The following is an 18,462-nucleotide window of genomic DNA, read 5'->3' as shown; positions in this document are numbered from 1 at the left end:
GCTATCCCGTTCGGACCAGGCCGCGGATCTGACGCACCGCCACGGACATGGCGGCGACGTCGGCGGCCGGGCTGTCGAGGATTTCGGTGAGGGTGGAGCTGGTCCGGTGGATGCGGGTGGCGTTGCGGGTCGCCCACCGGGCGATGGTGTCGGCGGGCGGCTCGGCGGGGTCGGGCCGGTCCGCCAGGAGCGCCAGGCACAGCAGGCGCAGGGATCCGTACAGGTCATCGCGCAGGGCCAGGCGGGCCATCGAACCCCAGCGGTCCTCGGTGGACAGTCGCGAAACCGATTGCAGCAGGCGCACTGTGCCCAGATGCTGGCTCAGCGCGTAGTACAGCCCGGCCACGTCGGCCACCTCGTGACCGCCCGCGTCGGCGACCTCGATGATGTCGAGCAGCCCGAACTGGTCGAGCAGCAGGTGCACGCGGACGGCCAGCTCGCGCGGTACCCCGGCGTCGATCGAGTCGGCGATGCGGCCGTGCAGGTCCGCCAGTTCACGGTCGCGCAGCCATTCCGGGACCAAGTGGGCGTGTGCCGCCAGCCGCGGGGCGAATCTGCCGGTCTCGGTCGCGATGTCGAGCGGCTGCGGGCGGTTGGCCAGCAGCCAGCGCACCGCGCGGTCGAGCACCCGCTGCGTGGTGCGGACGAGCCCGTTGGTCACCGCCGCCGGCAGTCCACTGGCGGCGATGTCGTCCCAGAGGTGGTGCAGCCCGAAGACGCGGGTGGCGACGAGGTAGGCGCGCACCACGTCCGGCCCGCCGGCCGCGGAGTCCTCGGCCAGCCGGAAGACGACACTGATTCCGCCATGGTCGATCACATCGTTGGCGAGCTGTGTCGCCACGATCTCGCGGTGCAGCGGGTGCTCGGACACGCTGTCGCCGAAACGTTCTCGCAGTGAGGCGGGGAAGTAGTCGAGCAGGTGATCGTGCAGTGCGGGGTCGTCGGGCAGTTCGCCGGCGAGCAGTTCGTCCTTGATCGCGAGTTTGGCGTGCGCCAGCAGGGTCGCCAGTTCCGGGGAGGTCAGACCGCGGCCGCTGTCGGAGCGCCGGGTGAGCTCGTTCTCGTCGGGGAGCGCCTCCAGGGCCCGGACCAGTCCGCGGCGGGCCTCCAGCTGTGCGATCATGCGGGCGTGCACACCGATGCGGGCGGCCGCGTCGGCTCGGCTCACGCCCAGGACCCGGTTCTGGGAATGATTGTCCCGCAAGACGATCCGGCCGACCTCGCCGGTCATGTCGGCCAGCAGCCGGTCGCGTTCGGCCCGGTCCACCCGGCCCGCCGACATCATGCCGTCCAGCAGAATCTTGATGTTCACTTCGTGGTCGGAGCAGTCGACCCCGGCCGAGTTGTCCAGCGCGTCGGTATTGATTCTGCCTCCGCCGCAGGCGTATTCGATGCGGCCGCGCGCGGTGAATCCGAGGTTACCGCCCTCGCCGACCACGGTGGCCCGCACGTCGGCGGCGTTCACCCGCACGCCGTCATTGGCCTTGTCGCCGACGTCGGCGTGTGATTCGGTGGCGGCCTTGACGTAGGTCCCCACGCCGCCGTTCCACAGTAGGTCGACGGGTGCGCGCAGGATCGCGCGGATCACCTCGTTCGGCGCGGCCGCCGTGACCGAGTCCGGAAGCCCCAGTGCCGCACGGGCTTCGGGGCTGAGGGGCACCGATTTCGCCGATCGAGGCCACACCCCGCCGCCGGCGCTGATGAGGGTGGGATCGTAGTCCGCCCAGGACGAGCGGGGCAGTTGGAACAGGCGCTGGCGTTCGGCGTAGGAGGCCGCTGCTCGCGGCTGCGGGTCGAGGAAGATGTGCCGGTGGTCGAACGCGGCGACCAGTCCGATGTGCTCGCTGAGCAGCATGCCGTTGCCGAAGACGTCGCCGCTCATGTCGCCGATCCCGGCCACCGTGAAGTCGGCGGTGCTCGTGTCGCGGCCCATTTCGTGGAAGTGGCGTTCGACGCTCTCCCACGCGCCGCGGGCGGTGATGCCCATCGCCTTGTGGTCGTAGCCGACCGATCCGCCCGAGGCGAACGCGTCGCCGAGCCAGAAGCCGTAGCCCGCCGCGACCTCATTGGCGATATCGGAGAAGGTCGCTGTGCCCTTGTCCGCGGCCACCACCAGGTAGGTGTCGTCGCCGTCATGGCGGACGACGTCGCGGGCCGGGAGCACGGCTCCCGTGGCCGCGTCGATATTGTCGGTGACGTCGAGCAGGCCGGCGATGAACTGCCGGTAGCAGGCGATGCCCTCGGCCAGGTGGGCTGCGCGGTCGGCCGCATCGTCGCCGGTGGGCCGCGGGGGTTGCTTGACGACGAACCCGCCCTTGGCGCCGACCGGCACGATGACGGCGTTCTTCACCGCCTGCGCCTTGACCAGTCCGAGGACCTCCGTGCGCAGGTCTTCCTTGCGATCCGACCAGCGCAGGCCGCCGCGCGCCACGGCGCCGAACCGCAGATGCACGCCCTCGACCCGGGGCGAATAGACGAAGATCTCGAATCGTGGCCTGGGATGGGGGAGTTCGTCGATTCGCTGCGGATCCAGCTTGACCGACAGTGCCGTCGCGTTGCCGTCGTGCACGAAGTAGTTGGTGCGCAGCGTGTTTCGCACCAGCGTGGTGAGGGCGCGCAGAATGCGGTCCGCTTCGAGCCCGACGACCCGGCCGATGGCGTCGTTCAGCCGGTCGGTCACCTCGGCCTCGGCGGATGCGGCGTGCCCGTTCGGTGCGAACCGCGCGTGGAACAGGTCCGTCAGCAGCCGCGCGGATTCGGGGTGTGCGGCAAGGACTTCCGCGATCCGTTCGGGGCTGTACGGGAATCCGCTCTGGCGCAGGTACTTCGCGTACGCCCGCAGTACCGATACCGGACGCCAGGCCAATCCCGCGCCCAGCACCAGGCGGTTGAAGGTGTCGCTCTCGGCGTCGCCCCGCCAGGCGGCGGCGAAGGCTTCGGTGAAGCGGGTGTGCGTGTCGTCGTCGGGCGCCGGTTCGCTGTCGAAGGCCAGGCCGAAGTCGTATATCCAGCATTGGTTTCCGGCCGAATCGTCGACCGGGTAGGTGCGTTCGTCCAGGACTTCCACCCCGAGGGACTGGATGACCGGCAGGATGCGGCTGAGTGAGACGGCCGCGCCGGCGATGTAGAGCGTGAGCCGCAATCGCCCGCGCGCCCGGCCGGTGGGTGGGTGCAGGGCCACGTCGCATGAGTCGGGGTGCAGCTTTTCGACGCGGGCGATGTCGGCGGCCGCCCGGCCGGGGTCGAAATCGTGTTTGTACCACTCGGGCAGGGACCGGGAGTACGCCTTCGCCAGGGTGTGATCTGCCATGCGTGCGTAGAGGTCGTCGTCCCAGTCCTGCGTCATTGTCGGAAATCTCCCCGTTGCGGCGGTTGTATATACAGCAACATACAACCCTTGTGAGGGGACTCACAAGCAGGGCTGCCGAGTCACCGCGTTACCGGTGCCTGACCCGCGATTCGCGAGGTCAGGCGCTCCGCGCCCCACCGCAGGGCCTGACCCACCACCTCCGGCTCGGGGTAGGACAGCGTGCGCCACGTGGTGCTGAGGGCCGCGACCGGCCGGCTGTTGTGGTCGAACACGGCCGTGCCGACCGACCGCAGCCCCGCCGTCACCAGCTCCACCTCCTCGGCCCAGCCGCGGGTGCGGATCTGTTCCAGGTCCCGGCGCAGCTCGGTCAGGGTCCGAGGCCCGCGGCCGGTACGGGTGATGAAGTCGGAACGCTTGGCGTACAACGCTTTTACCTGGGCATCCGGCAGCGAGGCGAGGATCGCCCGCCCGTTCGCGGTCAGATGCGACGGCAGCCGAACCCCGATATCGGTGATCAGCGAGACCTCCGCGGCCGGACCGGAGCCGGGGCGTTCCTTGAGCAGATAGACCGTCTCGTTGCCGTGCAGGATGCCCAGATGCACGGCCTGCCCGAGCTGCCTGGCCAGCTGGTGCAGAATCGGCTGAGCCAGCCGTTCCAGCGGTTCGTGGCGCAGGTAGGCCGAACCGATCTCGAAGGACGTCACGCCGAGCCCGTAGGCCTGTTCGCCCGGCACGTACACCACGAATCCCCGGTCCACCAGCACCGACAGGATGTGGTAGACCGACGAGCGCGGCAGCCCCAGATCGCGGGCGAGCGCCGCCGCCCGGACCGGGCCCGGACCCTGGGCCAAGCGGACGAGGATGTCGAGCGCCCGACCGACCGCCGGCGACGTGGTCGAAACCGAAGACTGCGCCATTCCCCGGATTCTGCCAGTGACGCCGAATCGGCAGTGTCGGCGAAGTGGTTCCGGCAACTCCACGCTGTCCAACACCCAGGCCACCTTCAGCTGGACTCCCACTGCCACCGGTTCCCACACCCTCGAGGCGACCCAGGAGGTGGTCAGCAACAGGACCGCCACCGTGAACGTCGTCGACTGCACCCCGTCGGGTGGCGGCTCCGGCTGGTCGGCGTCCAATCCCCTCACGGGACTCCTCGGCAGCCTCTCGGCCCAGTGAGCCGATAGCGTGATCCAGGCGAAAGTCGCTGCCGGGCAGTGTGTTTCGCCTGGCGATGCGATCTCAGATTCCGTTGAGCCGGGCCAGGATGTCGAACGCGCTTTCCGCGGTCTGGCGCTCCAGCTCGATCTCCGCGGCCGTCGCCGTCGTCAGTGCGGGATTCGCCAGGGCGAGTCCGTTGGCGAAGATCGTCACATTGGCCCCGAGGTCGGCGGCGACCAGCAGCGGCTTCGTGGCGACCCCTTGGCCGAGTACCTGATCGAGTCCTTCGCCGAAGAAGTAGAACCGCCACAGCGGGCCCATGTTCGCGTCGTAGATCCGGTCGGTCCGCTCGGTGATGACGTCGCCGGTCCGGGCGATGCTGGCCACGATCTTGAAGTAGTCGCCGGCGTCGGCCGGTGTCGATCCGGCCTCGGCGACCGCGCGCGGCAGATCGACGATCAGGTGCGCGTTGTAGCCGGCGAGCGCGACCCGGCCGGGTGAGGCCGCGCAGTCCGCGGCGAGCGCGAAGTAGTTGGCCCAGTGCGGTTCCGGCGTCCCGCCGCTGAACTCGGCGTGCACATTGTCGAGGAACCGGCGCAGCAGGTCGAAGCTGACCCGGTGCGCGTACTCCGGGTCGGTGAACGCCTGCGGATCGCGCTGCAGCGGCAGCACCGCCTGCTGCTCGACGACGTCCAGGCCGGTCGCGAAGGCGCCCCGGCGGTCCGCGTGCTGTTCGAGGATCCGGGTGATCAGGTGGTCGTGGGACACGGCGTCCTCGAGCAGCGCGAGCTCGTCGTCGCCGGTGAGCGTGCCGGTATCGGCGAGCCGGGCGATCTCGGCGTTCTCTGCGGGGGACAGGGTGGTCGCACATTCCGGCGTGGACGGTGGTGCGGCGAGCGCGGTGGCGGGCGCGACCACCGCGGTGGCGGAAACGGACAGTGCGGCAACGAAATGCCAAAATGCATCGGGCACGATGGGTTTCTTAGCAGCGACGGCCCGCGAGCGCCCGGCGGACACGCCGAGCAGGCGCCGGAAAGTTGACGGGATACATTTGCGCTGTCCGGATTCCTCTGTGAAAGGGTTACCGCCATGTCGATCGCCGCTGACAAGGTTGTCTCCATCGAATACACGCTGAAGGCCGATGACGGCGAGGTGCTGGACACTTCCGTCGGCGAGGCGCCGCTGGTGTACCTGCACGGCGCGGACAATATCGTGCCGGGCCTGGAGCAGGCTCTCGAAGGCAAGAGCACCGGCGACGAACTGGTAGTCGTGGTGGAGCCCGAGGACGCCTACGGTGAGTACCTGGCCGAACTGGTCAGCGCCGTGCCCCGCGACATGTTCGAGGGCGTGGACGAGCTCGAGCCCGGAATGGAGTTCCACGCCGAGGCGCCGGACGGCGATTCGCAGATCGTCACCGTCCGTCAGGTCGACGGCGACGAGGTGACCATCGACGCCAACCATCCGCTGGCCGGTCAGCGCTTGCACTTCACCGTCAAGGTCGTCGATATCCGCGACGCCAGCGAGGACGAACTCGCCCACGGCCACCCGCACGGCGAGGACGACCACGACCACTGAGTCATCGGCGGTCACGAGTACCGGGCTGCTCAACACTCGGAAGTACTTGGACAGCAAGGGATTCGACGCGACGCGTGTGCTGGGCGACGGTGTTCAGGTGCTGGAGGGCCTGGCGGTAGGAGGTGAGCAGGGAGGTCTCGGCGTAGGGGATGGCGCGTTCGGCGCAGAAGGCTCGGACCAGGGGTTGGGCCGTGCGGAGGGCCGGGCGGGGCATGGAGGGGAACAGGTGGTGTTCGATCTGGTAGTTGAGTCCGCCCAGCGCGAGGTCGGTCAGCGGCCCGCCGCGAACGTTGCGGGCGGTCAGAACCTGGCGGCGGAGAAAGCCGGTGTTGTCGCCCGCGGGAAGAACCGTCATGCCTTTGTGATTGGGCGCGAAGGTGCAGCCCATATAGAAGCCGAACAGGCCCTGCTGCACCGCGATGAAGACCAGCGCCTTGCCCGGTGACAGCGCCAGGAAGACCGCGGCCGAGTAGGCGATCGCGTGCGCGGCGAGGAATGCGCCCTCCCGGATACGATGTGGGATGGGCCAATTCACCACGGCACGCACGCTCGAGTAGTGCAGACTGCCCGCCTCGAGGAGCAGCATCGGGAAGAAGAGCCAGGCCTGATAGCGGAAGACGAAGCGCCGCCAGCCTTTTCCGCGGGCGGCCCGTTCACCGGAGTGCGCCAGGATTCCCGCGACGTCGGGGTCGTCGTCCTCGGTATTGGGGTGCGCGTGATGACGGTTGTGATTGCTGGTCCACCAGCCGATGCTCACCCCGGTGGCGAGATTGCCGACGATGAGCCCGTACCAGTGATTGGCCCGCCGGGTCCGGAAGATCTGCCTGTGCCCGGCATCATGTCCGAGGAACGCGAGCTGCGCGAAGACCGCGGCCAGGTAGGCCGCGGTCCCCAGCTGCCACCACGACTCGCCGACCACCCACAACGCCGCCCACCCCGCCGCGAAAGCCATTGCGGTGAAAGCGGTTTTCCGCCCGTAGTACCGCATCCGCCGTTCGAGCAGACCCGCCTGCCGGACGCGCCGCAACAGGGCCGCGTACTCGCTACCGCGCATCGGCGCGGATTCGGCCATCATCGGTGGCGGGATCTCCTGCGCCGCCGACCGGGATAGCACCGTCTCGATAACCAAAGGTTCTGCACATCCTGCTGTCGTGGTGTCACCGGCCTTCAGCGTGTCGCGCCGCGGCCACCATGAGGTGAACGTACCTGCGAAGCGGCATCACAACTGCATGACGATTGCGCGACCATCGCCCCTGCCGTCCCAGAACGATCTCGCATCCCCACAGCAGCCACGACAGTAGTTGCCGCAGAGTGGCGTTCACCTCGCAGCATATCCGCCGGCGCCGTGAACCGTGACTCGTCATCGACCGGGCCGGACTGGACCGCTGTGGGATGCGGTGAGGCGGCGAGGTGCGGAGATTCCGCGGCCGACCGGGTTGACAGCTTGCCGCAGTCTAATAGAACGTTGTTCTATAGCAAGGACCGTGCTCCCCGAATCCGGGCCCATGAACAACCACGTACCTGATGGGAAACGCCAGTCATGTCCGAACAAGTCCTCGCCGCCCCAACCTCGAGCATCGACAGAGTGAGCAGACTAGGGAGCCTGTTGTATCGAAGGGCCCGTACGGTTCTCGCGATCAGTGTCCTCATTCTCGCCGCTGCCGCCGTCCTCGGGTCTGGAGCGTTCGGCAAGCTGCAGGGGGGCGGTTTCGACGACCCCGCCGCGGCGTCGAGCCGCGCGGCAGCCACCATCGCCGATCACTTCGGCGGCCAGACCAACCTCGTACTCATGGTGCACGCGAACAGCGGCTCGGTGGACACCCCCGACGTCGCGAATGCCGCCCGGCAACTCACCGAGAGGCTGGCCGCGGAACCCGGGGTGAGTCAGGTGTCCTCGTACTGGACAACGGCCGCGCCGAACATGAAGTCTCGGGACGGCGCCAACGGCATCGTCATCGCGCACATCGACGGTGACGCTGGTCAGGTCAGCGAACGCGCCACCGTTCTCGTCAGCCGATACCGCGGCCTCAGCGGGCCGATCACCGTCGCCGCCGGCGGCAGTGCAGCGGTGCAGCATGACGTCAACGATCAGGTCGCCAAAGATCTCGGGCTCGCCGAATCGATCGCGATCCCGGTCACCCTGATCCTGCTGGTACTGGCATTCGGGAGCGTCGTGGCCGCGCTGATCCCGCTGATCCTCGGCGTGGTTGCCATCCTGGGTACCTTCGCGGAACTGGACGTGCTGGGCCGAATCACCGATGTGTCGGTGTATTCGGTCAATCTCACGACCGCACTCGGGTTGGCGCTCGGCGTGGACTATGCGCTCTTACTGGTCGCGCGGTTCCGTGAAGAGCTCTCCGGCGGTGCCGACGTGCGCGACGCGGTCGGATCGATGCTGCGTACTGCTGGGCGCACCATCATGTTCTCCGCGACCACCGTGATCGCGGCGCTGGCCGCGCTCCTGGTGTTCCCCCAGTTCTTCCTCCGGTCGTTCGCCTACGCGGGCATGGGCGTCGTCGCTATCGCCGCGATCAGTGCGCTCACCGTAGTGCCTGCGCTGCTGGCGGTGCTCGGCCACCGGGTCAATGCGTGGTCGCTGCCCTGGTCGAACGCTCATCGCGGCGCGGACGCACCTGTGTGGGGCCGGCTCGCGGCCGCGGTGACGAGCCGTCCGATCGCGGCCGCGCTGCCTGTTGTCGCGATCCTTGCGCTGGTGGCCAGCCCATTGCTCGGAGTCGGCTTCTCCATTCCGGACGAACGGGTGATGCCCGTCAGCGCCGCGAGCCGCCACGTGGCGGACACCTTGCACGACGACTTTGCGGGCTTCGGTCATGCCTCTCTCGACGTCGTCATCGACGGTCCCGCACCAGCATCCGCGATCGCCGACTACGCCGCCGGGGTGTCCAGACTACCCGGCGTCACGGGTGTGACCACCAGCCTTGGCACCTGGGTTCACGGCGAATCCACTGACGCCGGGCCTTCGGTCGCCGCGCTCGCCCAGCCCGGCCTGCAACGACTCACGATCACCAGCAACGTGGACGAGAAGTCCACTGCCGCAGCCGATCTGGTGCGTTCGGTCCGTGCCGTTTCCGCGCCTGCGGGCGCCGTTGCATTGGTCGGCGGCGTCGACGCCCAGCAGATCGACACCGAGGCGTCGATCGGATCCCGGCTCCCCACAGCCGCATTGATGATCGTCCTCACGACGTTCGCGCTGTTGTTCGCATTCACCGGCAGTGTCGTGCAGCCGGTGCGCGCGCTGCTACTCAATGCTCTCGGGCTTTCCGCCGCGCTGGGGGCCATGGTGTGGATATTCCAGGATGGGCATTTGAGCGGGCTGCTCGGGTTCACCGCGCGCCCGACCGACACCGCCATGGCCGTGTTGTTGTTCTGTGTCGCATTCGGGCTGTCCATGGACTACGAGGTGATTCTCACCAGCCGTATCAAAGAACTGCACGACAAGGGCGCGGCTACGACCGATGCCGTCATCCACGGCCTGGCCAAAACCGGGCGGATCGTTTCGACAGCGGCCGGGTTGCTCGCAGTGAGCTTCTTCGCATTCGGCGTGTCCAAGGTCAGCTTCATCCAGATGTTCGGCCTCGGAACCGGTCTGGCGATCTTGATCGACGCCCTGCTGATCCGTGGTGTCCTGGTGCCGGCCGCCATGAGCCTCTTGGGCGGGATCAACTGGTACGCCCCCGCCCCACTACGTCGGCTGCACCGCTATGTCGCCGTCCAGGACCACGCCTGACCCCTGCGACGAATCGGACGCCTCGGCTGGTTCCCGAGGCGTCCCCGGGCAGCATCAACTGTCGAATACGCACGGACCCAGCATGTTTCGAGCCCAAGCGGATCCGGGTTCACGCCCGGCACGGCGTTGAGCCCAGGAGAGCACCGGTATCACGGCCGGACTCAGCGCCGCCGGCGACTCGGTCAGTGGCTGCGCTCATAGGTGCTGTCGGGCTTGGGGATGCGCTGGTAGTCGGAAACGGCGAGGGTGGGGGTTTCATCCGAGTCGCGCTGAGCACTGCCGGGTTGGACTGTGCCGCGGACTTCCAGCCAGGTGTCGTCCGCGATGGCCTCCGGCATGCCCGAGAGGTGAACGAGGACGTACCGGGCGTCCGCGACGCAGCAGGTGATCACGACGCGGGCGAGATCGAACTCGGTCGAGTCGGGGTTGCGTTGTTCGAGATCTTTGGGGCGGATGACGAATCCGCGGATGGTCACCTCGCGGCCGTCCAGCGAATGGCTCGAGTCCAGGAGGGCGCGGTCCACCAGGTCGACGATGGGAATGAGCGGCGCCGGATCGGCGGGTAGCGGTGGGAACGGATACTGCTTGGGTTCGTCGGCGGCCGGGTCGCGTGAAACCGCCTGTACCGGAGAGGTTGTCGAGGCCGCGCCGGCGCCCAGGGCGGGCGGGACGATGAGCAGGAGCGCGGTGACCGGGGCGAGCAGCAGCCATTGGGTGCGGCCGCTGCCGTGATCGTGGTCGTCGTGGTCGTGGTCGTGAACTGCGGTGCCACGCCGGATGTCACGCGCGATCGCGATCAGGCCGAGAAGTATGAATCCGATGCTGCTGATCAGCAGATACGGATGCAGGCTCGGCTTCACGTAGCGCAGGTAGGTGCCATCGAGCGTGATCCACAGCACCGCGACACCGATCAGCAGCAACAGCAGGTTTTGAGTCTCCCGCTTCATCGCGCCCCTCCCAGGCAGGCGAGTCCGGCGATGGTGCCGCAGACCAGCGCCACCGCGAAGGTCAACGGCGCGAAGCGAAGTGCGAACTGCCGTCCGAACGTACCGGCTTGCATGGCGAAGAGTTTCACGTCGACGGCCGGGCCGACCACCAGGAATACCAGACGCGGCAGCAGCGGCAGCGCCGACATGCTCGCCGCGACGAAGGCATCGGCCTCCGAGCACAGCGCCAGTACGATGGCCAGCACCGCCATCACGAGGATGGCCGTCGCGACCTGGCCCGCCAGGTGCTCGTACCAGGATGGCGGCACCAGCACGTGCAGTGCTGCAGCCGCGACGGCGCCGAGTACGAGAAAAGCACTGGCCTGCAACAGGTCGTGCCGCGCGGTCTCGGTGAAGATCTGCCATCGGCTGTGCCCGGTCGCGCAGTGATCGTGGCGCGCCGCCCGCGGCAGGAGCCAGCCCGGACGTCCGATTCTCGACCAGAGCAAGCCCATTGTGAATGCTGTCGCCAAGGAACCGGTGAACCGCGCCACCACCATTCCCGGTTCGCCGGGGAACGCCACTGCCGTCGCGATCAGCACCACCGGATTGATGGCGGGCGCGGACAGCATGAAGGCCAGCACCACCGATCCCGGCGCGCCCTGATCGGTCAGCCGCCGCGCCACCGGGACGACCCCGCATTCACAACCGGGCAATGCCATACCCGCGAGCCCGGCCACGCCGATGGCCGCCGTCTCGTTGCGCGGCAACACCTTTCGCAGCAGCGCGGGGGACACGAACGCCGCGATCGCCCCGCTGACCGTGACCCCCAGCGCGAGGAATGGCACCGCCTGTACGAAGACGCCGGCAAAGATCGTCACCGCGGTCTGCAAACGTGCCGACGAAGCCGCCGCGCGCTCCAGCGGCCCATGGCAGGCCACGCCGAGAACCACCAGCGCGGCAAGGACATAGGTCGAGGACACCCGCATGCGGACGGTGTTCAAAGTGTTCTGCGCGAGCACCCCCACATCCTGGCAGGGGTGTCCGCTGACCTCCAGCGGACACCCCGCGGTACATGGTGCCCGGGTCGTCGATGACCAGCACCGTCACGACGCGATGTGGAAGGCTTCCGCGTGCATGCGGCAGTGCGTCAGCGGTTCCGGTGCTACAAGCTCCGGTTCCGGTGCTACAAGCTCAGTCATTTTCGCGTGTAAGCGATTCCGCCGCTCTGTGCCCCGAGCGTGATCGTCAGTGTTCGTCGTAGTGCCCGTTGTGAGGCGCGTGCCGGTGCCCATCGTGGATGTAGTCGACGTGGTCGCCATGGGGCACGGCGGTGTGGCCGCAGCCCTCGCCGTGGACATGATCGTGGTTTTCGTGCGCGGTGTGCCCGGCCGGCTCGCACTCGTCGTAGTGATCGCCGTGTGCACGGTGCAGATGACCGTCATGCACGTAGTCGGTGTGCCCGTCATGCGGAACAGCTACATGTCCGCAACCTTCGCCGTGATGGTGTTCGTGTCCGGTGTGCGTCGCATGCTCGGGTGTGGTCATGATTTTCGTTCCTTTCCCGTGCCTGTCTTGGTTCGCTTCCTCGTCACTGTCGGGTTCACATCATAATGTGCGCATCCTTTTGCGTATGCGCTGACAGATAGCTAGTTCTCTGGTTGCGTGATGTGCTCGGCGGCTTGCTGATTCGTATGGATGCCCGGTTCGGATTCGGCTTGGAAATGGGTCGAAGGACTGTTACGTTGTTGGTAATGATTTTCGATTTCAAGATCTGATGAGGGTTGCAAGATGGCTGGTCTGGTTTTCAGCAAACGCGCGGTTGCGGCCACCGCGTGCGCGGTGGCGCTGGTGGGGATGGCGACGGCGTGCAGCACGTCGTCGAAGTCGTCGGATTCGTCGAGCGGCAAGCTCGAGGTGGTGGCGACGATCAATGCCTGGGGCAGCATCGCGGCACAGCTCGGCGGCGACAAGGTCCACGAGACGAGCGTCATCACCAACCCCGACACCGACCCGCACGACTACGAGCCGTCGCCCGCCGACGCGCGCACGGTCGCGGGCGCGAAGGTGTTCATCGCCAACGGAATCGGCTACGACGCCTGGGCGGACAAGCTGCTGGCAGCCAACCCGGGCAAGGATCGCACCGAGCTCACCGTCGGCAAGGAACTCGGGGTGGCCGAGGACGGGAACCCCCACCAGTGGTACTCGCCCGCCTCGGTCACCAAGATCGTGGACGCGATCACCGCCGACTACAAGAAGGCCGATCCCGCGGACTCCGCCTACTTCGACGATCAGCGCACCAAGTTCGTCGGCACCGCGCTGGCCAAGTACAACGGCCTGATCGCCGACATCAAGGCCAAGTACGCGGGCACCCCGGTCGGAGCCAGCGAGTCGATCTTCTCGCCGCTCTCGGATGGCCTGGGGCTCGAGCTGATCACGCCCGCCGCGTTCCTGAAGGCGATCAGCGAGGGCACCGATCCCGCGCCTGCCGACAAGGCGGCCATCGATCAGCAGATCGCCACCAAGGCGCTGAAGGTCTACGTCTACAACACCCAGAACAGCACCCCGGACGTCCAGGCCCAGGTGGACGCGGTCAAGAAGCAGGGTATCGAGGTCAGCGCCGTCACCGAGACGCTCGCCCCGGCCGACGCGACGTTCCAGGACTGGCAGTCCGCTCAGCTGCAGGCGCTGGAAGACGCGCTGCACAAGGCGACAGGTAAGTAGATGACCACCGTGAAGGCCGGGTCCGCCACGGATACCGTCGCGGACCCGCCGCCCGCCATCCCGGAAGCCGTGGTCCATATGAGGGGGATCGCGGCGGCTGTCGGCGGTAGGCGGATCTGGTCCGAGGTTTCGCTCAATGTGGAGCCGGGGGATTTCGTTGCGGTGCTCGGCCCGAACGGTGCTGGGAAATCGACACTGCTGAAAGTGATTCTCGGCCTGGCGCCGACCAATACGGGGACACTCGAGGTGCTCGGTGGCAGACCGGGGCGGCACAACGCCGGGATCGGATATCTGCCGCAGCGCCGGGCCTTCGACGCGAGTGTGCGCATCCGCGGGATCGACATCGTCCGGCTCGGCCTCGACGGCGCACGCTGGGGTACGCCCATCCCGTTCCTATCGAAAATCGTCGCCCCGCAACGGTTCCAAGCGACACAACGGCGATTGCGGGAAGTGATCGAGCTGGTCGGCGCGAGCGCGTACGCGCACCGGCCCATCGGGCAGTGCTCCGGCGGCGAGCAGCAGCGACTGCTGATCGCGCAGGCACTGATCCGCCGCCCGCGATTGCTGCTGCTCGATGAGCCACTGGACAGTCTCGATGTGCCGAGTCAGGCCGGGATCAGCGCGCTCATCCGCGACGTCTGCCGGCAGGAGCGAGTAGCGGTCATGATGGTCGCCCACGACGTGAATCCGATTCTGCCGTACCTGGATCGGCTGATCTATCTAGCGCACGGCACCTCCTTGACGGGTACACCCGAGGAAGTGATCACCGGTGAGCGGCTGTCGGCGCTCTACGGTATCCGGATCGAGGTACTGCGCGACAGCACCGGGCGGCTCGTGGTCGTCGGGCAGCCCGATGTCGCGGCCGGGCACATGCTCGCGAATCCCGATGCGGGGCAGTCCCGATGAATCCGGCGGCGTCCTGGAATCTGGTGCAGGATCTGCGCGAGATGCTCTCGTATCCGTTCATGGTGAACGCCGTGCGCGCGGGCACCATCGTGGCGGTGGTCGCGGGTGCTGCCGGCTGGGTGATGGTATTGCGCCGGGAGAGCTTCGCAGGCCATACCCTCGCCCTGGTCGGGTTTCCGGGTGCGGCTGCGGCCACGTGGCTCGGAATCGCCTCCGGCTATGGGTATTTCGGAGCATGTGTCGGCGCGGCAATCGTCATCGCCGCCTTGCCCCGCTCGGTCCGGACCCGTGGTGGCGGTGAGCAGTCGGCCGTGATCGGCATTGTGCAGGCGTTCGCCCTGGCCACCGGAATGCTGTTCGTCAGCCTGTACAAGGGCTTTCTGTCCGGGCTGACGAACCTGCTGTTCGGCGCCATCGCGGGCGTCACCGATGAGCAGGTCGTGCTGTTGCTGGTCGCCGCGGTGCCGTGCCTGCTGCTGTTGGCTGTGCTCGGCAGGCCCCTGCTGTGGGTCTCGATCGACCAGGAATCCGCTGCCGCGCAAGGTGTTCCGTCTCATTTGGTGGCCGCAGCCTTCATGGTGCTGCTGGGTGTCGCTGCGGCGGGCACCAGTCAGGTCACCGGCAGTCTGCTGGTCTTCGCGCTCCTGGTGGCCCCGGCCGCGGCCGCACACCAGCTCACCGGTCATCCGGGCCGGGGGATCGCGGCGTCGGTCGCGATCGCGCTCGTGGTCACCTGGGCGGGAATGGGTTTCGCGTTCTTCTCGCCGTATCCGATCGGATTCTGGGTCAGCAGTTTCGCTTTCGGTCTCTACTTGATCTGCCTGGCCTGGCGGAAATGGCGCGACCGGGCGCCGCGGCAAAGGCCCGCATCGCAAGTCGCCGACCTGGCTCGCGAGGTCGCCGCATGAACGCTCTGACCGCGATGCTGGAGCATCCCTTCATCGCGCACGCGCTCCTCGCGGGGACCGTTGTAGCCGTATTATGCGGCCTGACAGGATATTTCCTCGTACAACGCGGCGAGGTCTTCGCTGGCGATGCGCTCGGGCATGTCGCCTACACCGGAGCCATGGCCGCGTTGGCCGCGGGACTGAACCCGCGCATCGGACTCTTCGCGGCGGCCATCGCGGCCGGTTTCACGCTGGGCCTGGGTGGAATTCGCGGCGGCACGGACGACGTCGCAATCGGGTCGTTCTTCTCCTGGATACTGGGTCTGGGCGTGCTGTTTCTGACCTACTACACCACTCACCGCAGCGGCGGAAACGGCAATGCGAACGTGAACGTGCTGTTCGGCAGCATCTTCGGGATCAATGCCGCGGCGGCCGCGACCGCCATGATCGTCGCCGCGGCTGCGGTAGCGGTGCTGCTGATGGTCGCGCGCCCACTGCTGTTCGCCACCATCGATCCCGCCGTTGCCCGGGCAGCGGGTGTGCCCACGCGCCTGCTGGGCGCTGTTTTCCTGGCTGTCGTCGGCACAACTGTCGCCGAGGCCACCCCGCTGGTCGGTTCCGTTGTCGTACTCGGGCTGCTCGCCGCCCCGGCTGCCGCCGCGACCCGGCTCACCGACCGGCCGTGGACGGCATTCTGGTTGTCCGCGGCTCTCGCCGTCCTGTCCGTCTGGGCGGGTATCACGCTCTCCTACGCAATACCGGCCGCGCCGGCCAGCTTCACCATCATGACCGTCGCGGCCTGCTGCTATCTGGCCGCTTTCCTCCTCGACCGCCTCCGACGCCACCGAACACATGTCACAACGGAACTTTCCATCAGCTGACGTAGATGCGGCCACGCACCGCACCACCGGCCATCACCACAACCTGCTGTGCCGGGTCTGCGGCCGTGCCGAAGACTTCGTTCTCGGCGAGCTGGAACACCACACCGAGCGCATAGCGCACCAGCATCGCTACATCGACCTCGAACACCACATCGACTTGTATGGCACCTGCCCAGATTGTGCGGCCGCGAACCCGCTCGCAGAACCCTGAGCGGGAGTTGGACTCGACGACCTTGCCCGGGGGCGAGAGCAGATGACAGTGGTGCGGGTCAGTGCCTCATCGAACCGACTGCCGTCGATGACAGCTGACCGACGCGTGGGCGAGGGGCGGGCCAGCGCCCGTCGGCTAGCCTGAAAGCTGTGGGCATTCCCACGGGGTGGGCGATCATCGCCGGGGCCGGTACGGGCCATGTCCCGGCATACAGTCACACCGAGGTGTGGGTCGGTTCGGCGATCGTGTTGGTGATCCTGCTGGCGGTGCTGATCGCGCTGCTCCGGGGCCTTGGTGGCAAGGGTGGGCAGACACCACGGAAACGGCCCCATCCGGGACGTGGACGGGGCCGATGATCGGCCGGTCTCAGCCGCGACCGAGCGCTGAATGGCCTTGATCCAGTTCTTCCATCGGATCAATACGCTGCTGCCACTCCGGCGGCCCGTAGACGTACCGGCGGCCTGAGTTGGAACGTGGTTGTGCCGCTGCGGCTTTCGCTTCGGCACGACCACGTCCGGCGCGGTCCTGGTCGGTGCATACAGAAACCGACCGGCCTCGATTTGACTTTCGCTGGAAAACAGCCCAATATTCTCGGGTCAGCACCTCGCTAGGCGAGGCTCCTGCACGAACACAGGCCACTGATCCGACGACGTCGAGAGACGCCCAGGGTTAGGACAGGTTTCCCCGGATTAAGGGGTCACCCGAAGTGGCTTCCCGCAAGGGATCACGTCGTGCAGTGCCGAAGCTCTGACGAGAGGGGTGCCAATCCGAACAGTCTGTTCGGGTTTTCTCCCTTTCGTGTTCTGACATTTCAACGTAGTGACGTGCGCGTCCAGGCAGCAAGGAGGTGAGGGACGACATGAAGTCCGGCGATAGTCCGTATCCGAGTCCGGTTCGAAAACATTCGTTCCCAGCTTGCTGCGACACCGTAACCGCCTGACATCCCGAAATCAGGCATCGGCCACGGCGACACCGGTCGTCCGTGACGTGGTCGATGCGTGCCTTCGGTGTGCCTTGTCGTGCCCGGAATGCATTGCAGCGGCTGGCCTTTCGCAAAGGAAGCCCCCATCATGGCCGTCATCGCCTTCCCCCGTTCGGGTCACGTCTCGCTGACCGCGTCGTTGACCGATTCCGTCCGTCGCTACGTCACGCGGCACCGGCTGTCCGAGCAGGAACGCCACAACCTGCACCTGGCCCGCGGCCGTAGCGCGGTCTACACCGCCTCCCTGGGCGGACACCCCTTCCACGCCTGACATCCCAGCGGTCGACAGCCCCGGCCGCGACCGCCGCGGGCGCGCTCATCCGGTGCGCCCGCGGCACCCCTTTCGACGTACACCAGATCTGCTGTGCAGCAATACAAGTGAAGAAGGGAGAGAACGGCGATGGCCTTCTTCTCCAACGGCGCAACCCGCCGGACCACCACCGTCACCTCACCCGCGGCCGCCACCCCGACCGGCGCGGTCATGGACTCCGCGCACGTCGGCGACATCGTCGGCGCGCTCGGCTCCATCGGCCGGCACGACACCCTCGAGGGCCGCACCCGCCTCCAGCGTTTCCGCATGCTGCTGGCCGTGATCGGCCCCGGCCTGATCGTCATGGTCGGCGACAACGACGCCGGCGGGGTGGCCACCTACGCGCAGGCCGGGCAGAACTACGGCATGGCGCTGGTCTGGACCCTGGTGCTGCTCATCCCGGTGCTCTACGTGAACCAGGAAATGGTGGTCCGCCTCGGCGCGGTCGCCGGAGTCGGGCACGCGCGCTTGATCTTCGACCGCTTCGGGAAGTTCTGGGGCGCGTTCAGCGTCGGCGACCTGTTCATCGTCAACGCGCTCACCATCGTCACCGAATTCATCGGCGTCTCCATGGCGCTCAACTACTTCGGGCTCCCCAAGGCGATCTCGGTGCCGCTGGCGGCGGTACTGCTGTTCGCCATGGTCGCGGGCGGTTCCTTCCGCCGGTGGGAGCGATTCCTGTTCGGGCTCATCGCCATCAATATCGTCATGTTCCCACTCGCGTTCATGGTCCACCCCAGCGCCAAGGACACCGCCCACGGCCTGATCCCGTCGTTCCCGGGCGGCCTGAACTCGACGCTGCTGCTGCTCATCGTCTCCATCGTCGGCACCACCGTCGCGCCCT

General features: G+C 67.4%; 18 protein-coding genes and 1 riboswitch. Of the genes, 10 read left to right on the top strand and 8 right to left on the bottom strand.

Going from position 1 to position 18,462, the window contains the following annotated elements; translation table 11 throughout:
- Position 1: 1 nt before the first annotated feature.
- Both ABZ909_RS31455 and ABZ909_RS31450 read right to left on the bottom strand, forming a co-directional pair.
- On the bottom strand, positions 2-3,346 hold the full coding sequence (locus ABZ909_RS31455) for an NAD-glutamate dehydrogenase domain-containing protein (protein WP_357006809.1): 3,345 nt from the start codon (positions 3,344-3,346) through the stop codon (positions 2-4).
- An 83-nt stretch (positions 3,347-3,429) separates the two neighbouring features.
- Positions 3,430-4,227: an IclR family transcriptional regulator gene (locus tag ABZ909_RS31450; protein ID WP_357006807.1), complete on the bottom strand. Its 798-nt coding sequence runs from the start codon at positions 4,225-4,227 to the stop codon at positions 3,430-3,432.
- 16 nt (positions 4,228-4,243) lie between these two features.
- Between ABZ909_RS31450 and ABZ909_RS31445 the strand changes: the two genes are divergently transcribed.
- On the top strand, positions 4,244-4,486 hold the full coding sequence (locus ABZ909_RS31445; RefSeq protein WP_357006804.1) for a hypothetical protein: 243 nt from the start codon (positions 4,244-4,246) through the stop codon (positions 4,484-4,486).
- A 63-nt stretch (positions 4,487-4,549) separates the two neighbouring features.
- Here the strand turns inward: ABZ909_RS31445 and ABZ909_RS31440 are convergent, their stop codons facing one another.
- Positions 4,550-5,440, bottom strand: a complete 891-nt coding sequence (locus ABZ909_RS31440; protein WP_357006801.1) for a DUF5995 family protein — start codon at positions 5,438-5,440, stop codon at positions 4,550-4,552.
- A 117-nt stretch (positions 5,441-5,557) separates the two neighbouring features.
- On the opposite strand from ABZ909_RS31440, the gene ABZ909_RS31435 reads away from it, so the two are divergent.
- Entirely contained in the window at positions 5,558-6,043 is a 486-nt protein-coding gene (locus tag ABZ909_RS31435) for a peptidylprolyl isomerase (protein ID WP_357006798.1), read from the top strand.
- Between the two features lies 1 nt (position 6,044).
- Here the strand turns inward: ABZ909_RS31435 and ABZ909_RS31430 are convergent, their stop codons facing one another.
- Positions 6,045-7,172, bottom strand: coding sequence for an acyl-CoA desaturase (locus ABZ909_RS31430; RefSeq protein WP_357006795.1), 1,128 nt, complete (start codon positions 7,170-7,172; stop codon positions 6,045-6,047).
- Between the two features lie 456 nt (positions 7,173-7,628).
- Here ABZ909_RS31430 and ABZ909_RS31425 point away from each other — a divergent pair, with 456 nt between their 5' ends.
- Positions 7,629-9,791, top strand: coding sequence for an MMPL family transporter (locus tag ABZ909_RS31425; protein ID WP_357006793.1), 2,163 nt, complete (start codon positions 7,629-7,631; stop codon positions 9,789-9,791).
- Between the two features lie 182 nt (positions 9,792-9,973).
- On the opposite strand, the gene ABZ909_RS31420 is transcribed toward ABZ909_RS31425, so the two are convergent.
- The 4 genes from ABZ909_RS31420 to ABZ909_RS31405 form a co-directional block, all read right to left on the bottom strand.
- Positions 9,974-10,738, bottom strand: a complete 765-nt coding sequence (locus ABZ909_RS31420) for a TIGR03943 family protein (RefSeq protein ID WP_357006791.1) — start codon at positions 10,736-10,738, stop codon at positions 9,974-9,976.
- Positions 10,735-11,706, bottom strand: a complete 972-nt coding sequence (locus tag ABZ909_RS31415) for a permease (protein ID WP_357007096.1) — start codon at positions 11,704-11,706, stop codon at positions 10,735-10,737. Before ABZ909_RS31415 ends, ABZ909_RS31420 begins: the two co-directional genes overlap by 4 nt.
- Positions 11,707-11,965: 259 nt before the next feature.
- Entirely contained in the window at positions 11,966-12,265 is a 300-nt protein-coding gene (locus ABZ909_RS31410) for a hypothetical protein (RefSeq protein ID WP_357006789.1), read from the bottom strand.
- A gap of 101 nt (positions 12,266-12,366) precedes the next feature.
- Entirely contained in the window at positions 12,367-12,666 is a 300-nt protein-coding gene (locus ABZ909_RS31405) for a hypothetical protein (RefSeq protein WP_357006787.1), read from the bottom strand.
- On the opposite strand from ABZ909_RS31405, the gene ABZ909_RS31400 reads away from it, so the two are divergent.
- The 7 genes from ABZ909_RS31400 to ABZ909_RS31370 form a co-directional block, all read left to right on the top strand.
- Positions 12,638-13,441, top strand: coding sequence for a zinc ABC transporter substrate-binding protein (locus tag ABZ909_RS31400; RefSeq protein ID WP_357006785.1), 804 nt, complete (start codon positions 12,638-12,640; stop codon positions 13,439-13,441). The genes ABZ909_RS31405 and ABZ909_RS31400 overlap by 29 nt on opposite strands.
- On the top strand, positions 13,442-14,347 hold the full coding sequence (locus ABZ909_RS31395; RefSeq protein WP_357006783.1) for an ATP-binding cassette domain-containing protein: 906 nt from the start codon (positions 13,442-13,444) through the stop codon (positions 14,345-14,347).
- Positions 14,344-15,255 (top strand): metal ABC transporter permease, encoded by a 912-nt coding sequence (locus tag ABZ909_RS31390; RefSeq protein ID WP_357006780.1) that lies wholly within the window; start codon positions 14,344-14,346, stop codon positions 15,253-15,255. Before ABZ909_RS31395 ends, ABZ909_RS31390 begins: the two co-directional genes overlap by 4 nt.
- Entirely contained in the window at positions 15,252-16,115 is an 864-nt protein-coding gene (locus ABZ909_RS31385; protein WP_357006778.1) for a metal ABC transporter permease, read from the top strand. Before ABZ909_RS31390 ends, ABZ909_RS31385 begins: the two co-directional genes overlap by 4 nt.
- Positions 16,087-16,326: a transcriptional repressor gene (locus ABZ909_RS31380; RefSeq protein ID WP_357006776.1), complete on the top strand. Its 240-nt coding sequence runs from the start codon at positions 16,087-16,089 to the stop codon at positions 16,324-16,326. Before ABZ909_RS31385 ends, ABZ909_RS31380 begins: the two co-directional genes overlap by 29 nt.
- A gap of 596 nt (positions 16,327-16,922) precedes the next feature.
- Positions 16,923-17,092, top strand: a riboswitch (M-box (ykoK) riboswitch).
- Between the two features lie 304 nt (positions 17,093-17,396).
- A complete protein-coding gene (locus tag ABZ909_RS31375; RefSeq protein WP_357007120.1) occupies positions 17,397-17,579 on the top strand; it encodes a hypothetical protein in 183 nt (60 codons plus the stop codon).
- A gap of 129 nt (positions 17,580-17,708) precedes the next feature.
- On the top strand, positions 17,709-18,462 hold a 754-nt coding region (locus ABZ909_RS31370), incomplete at its 3' end, for a divalent metal cation transporter (RefSeq protein WP_357006774.1).

It is taken from the genome of Nocardia sp. NPDC046763, from assembly GCF_040645495.1.
GTDB lineage: Bacteria > Actinomycetota > Actinomycetes > Mycobacteriales > Mycobacteriaceae > Nocardia.
Note: the sequence above shows the minus strand (reverse complement) of the source record. Positions and strands in the feature narration are given on the sequence as shown.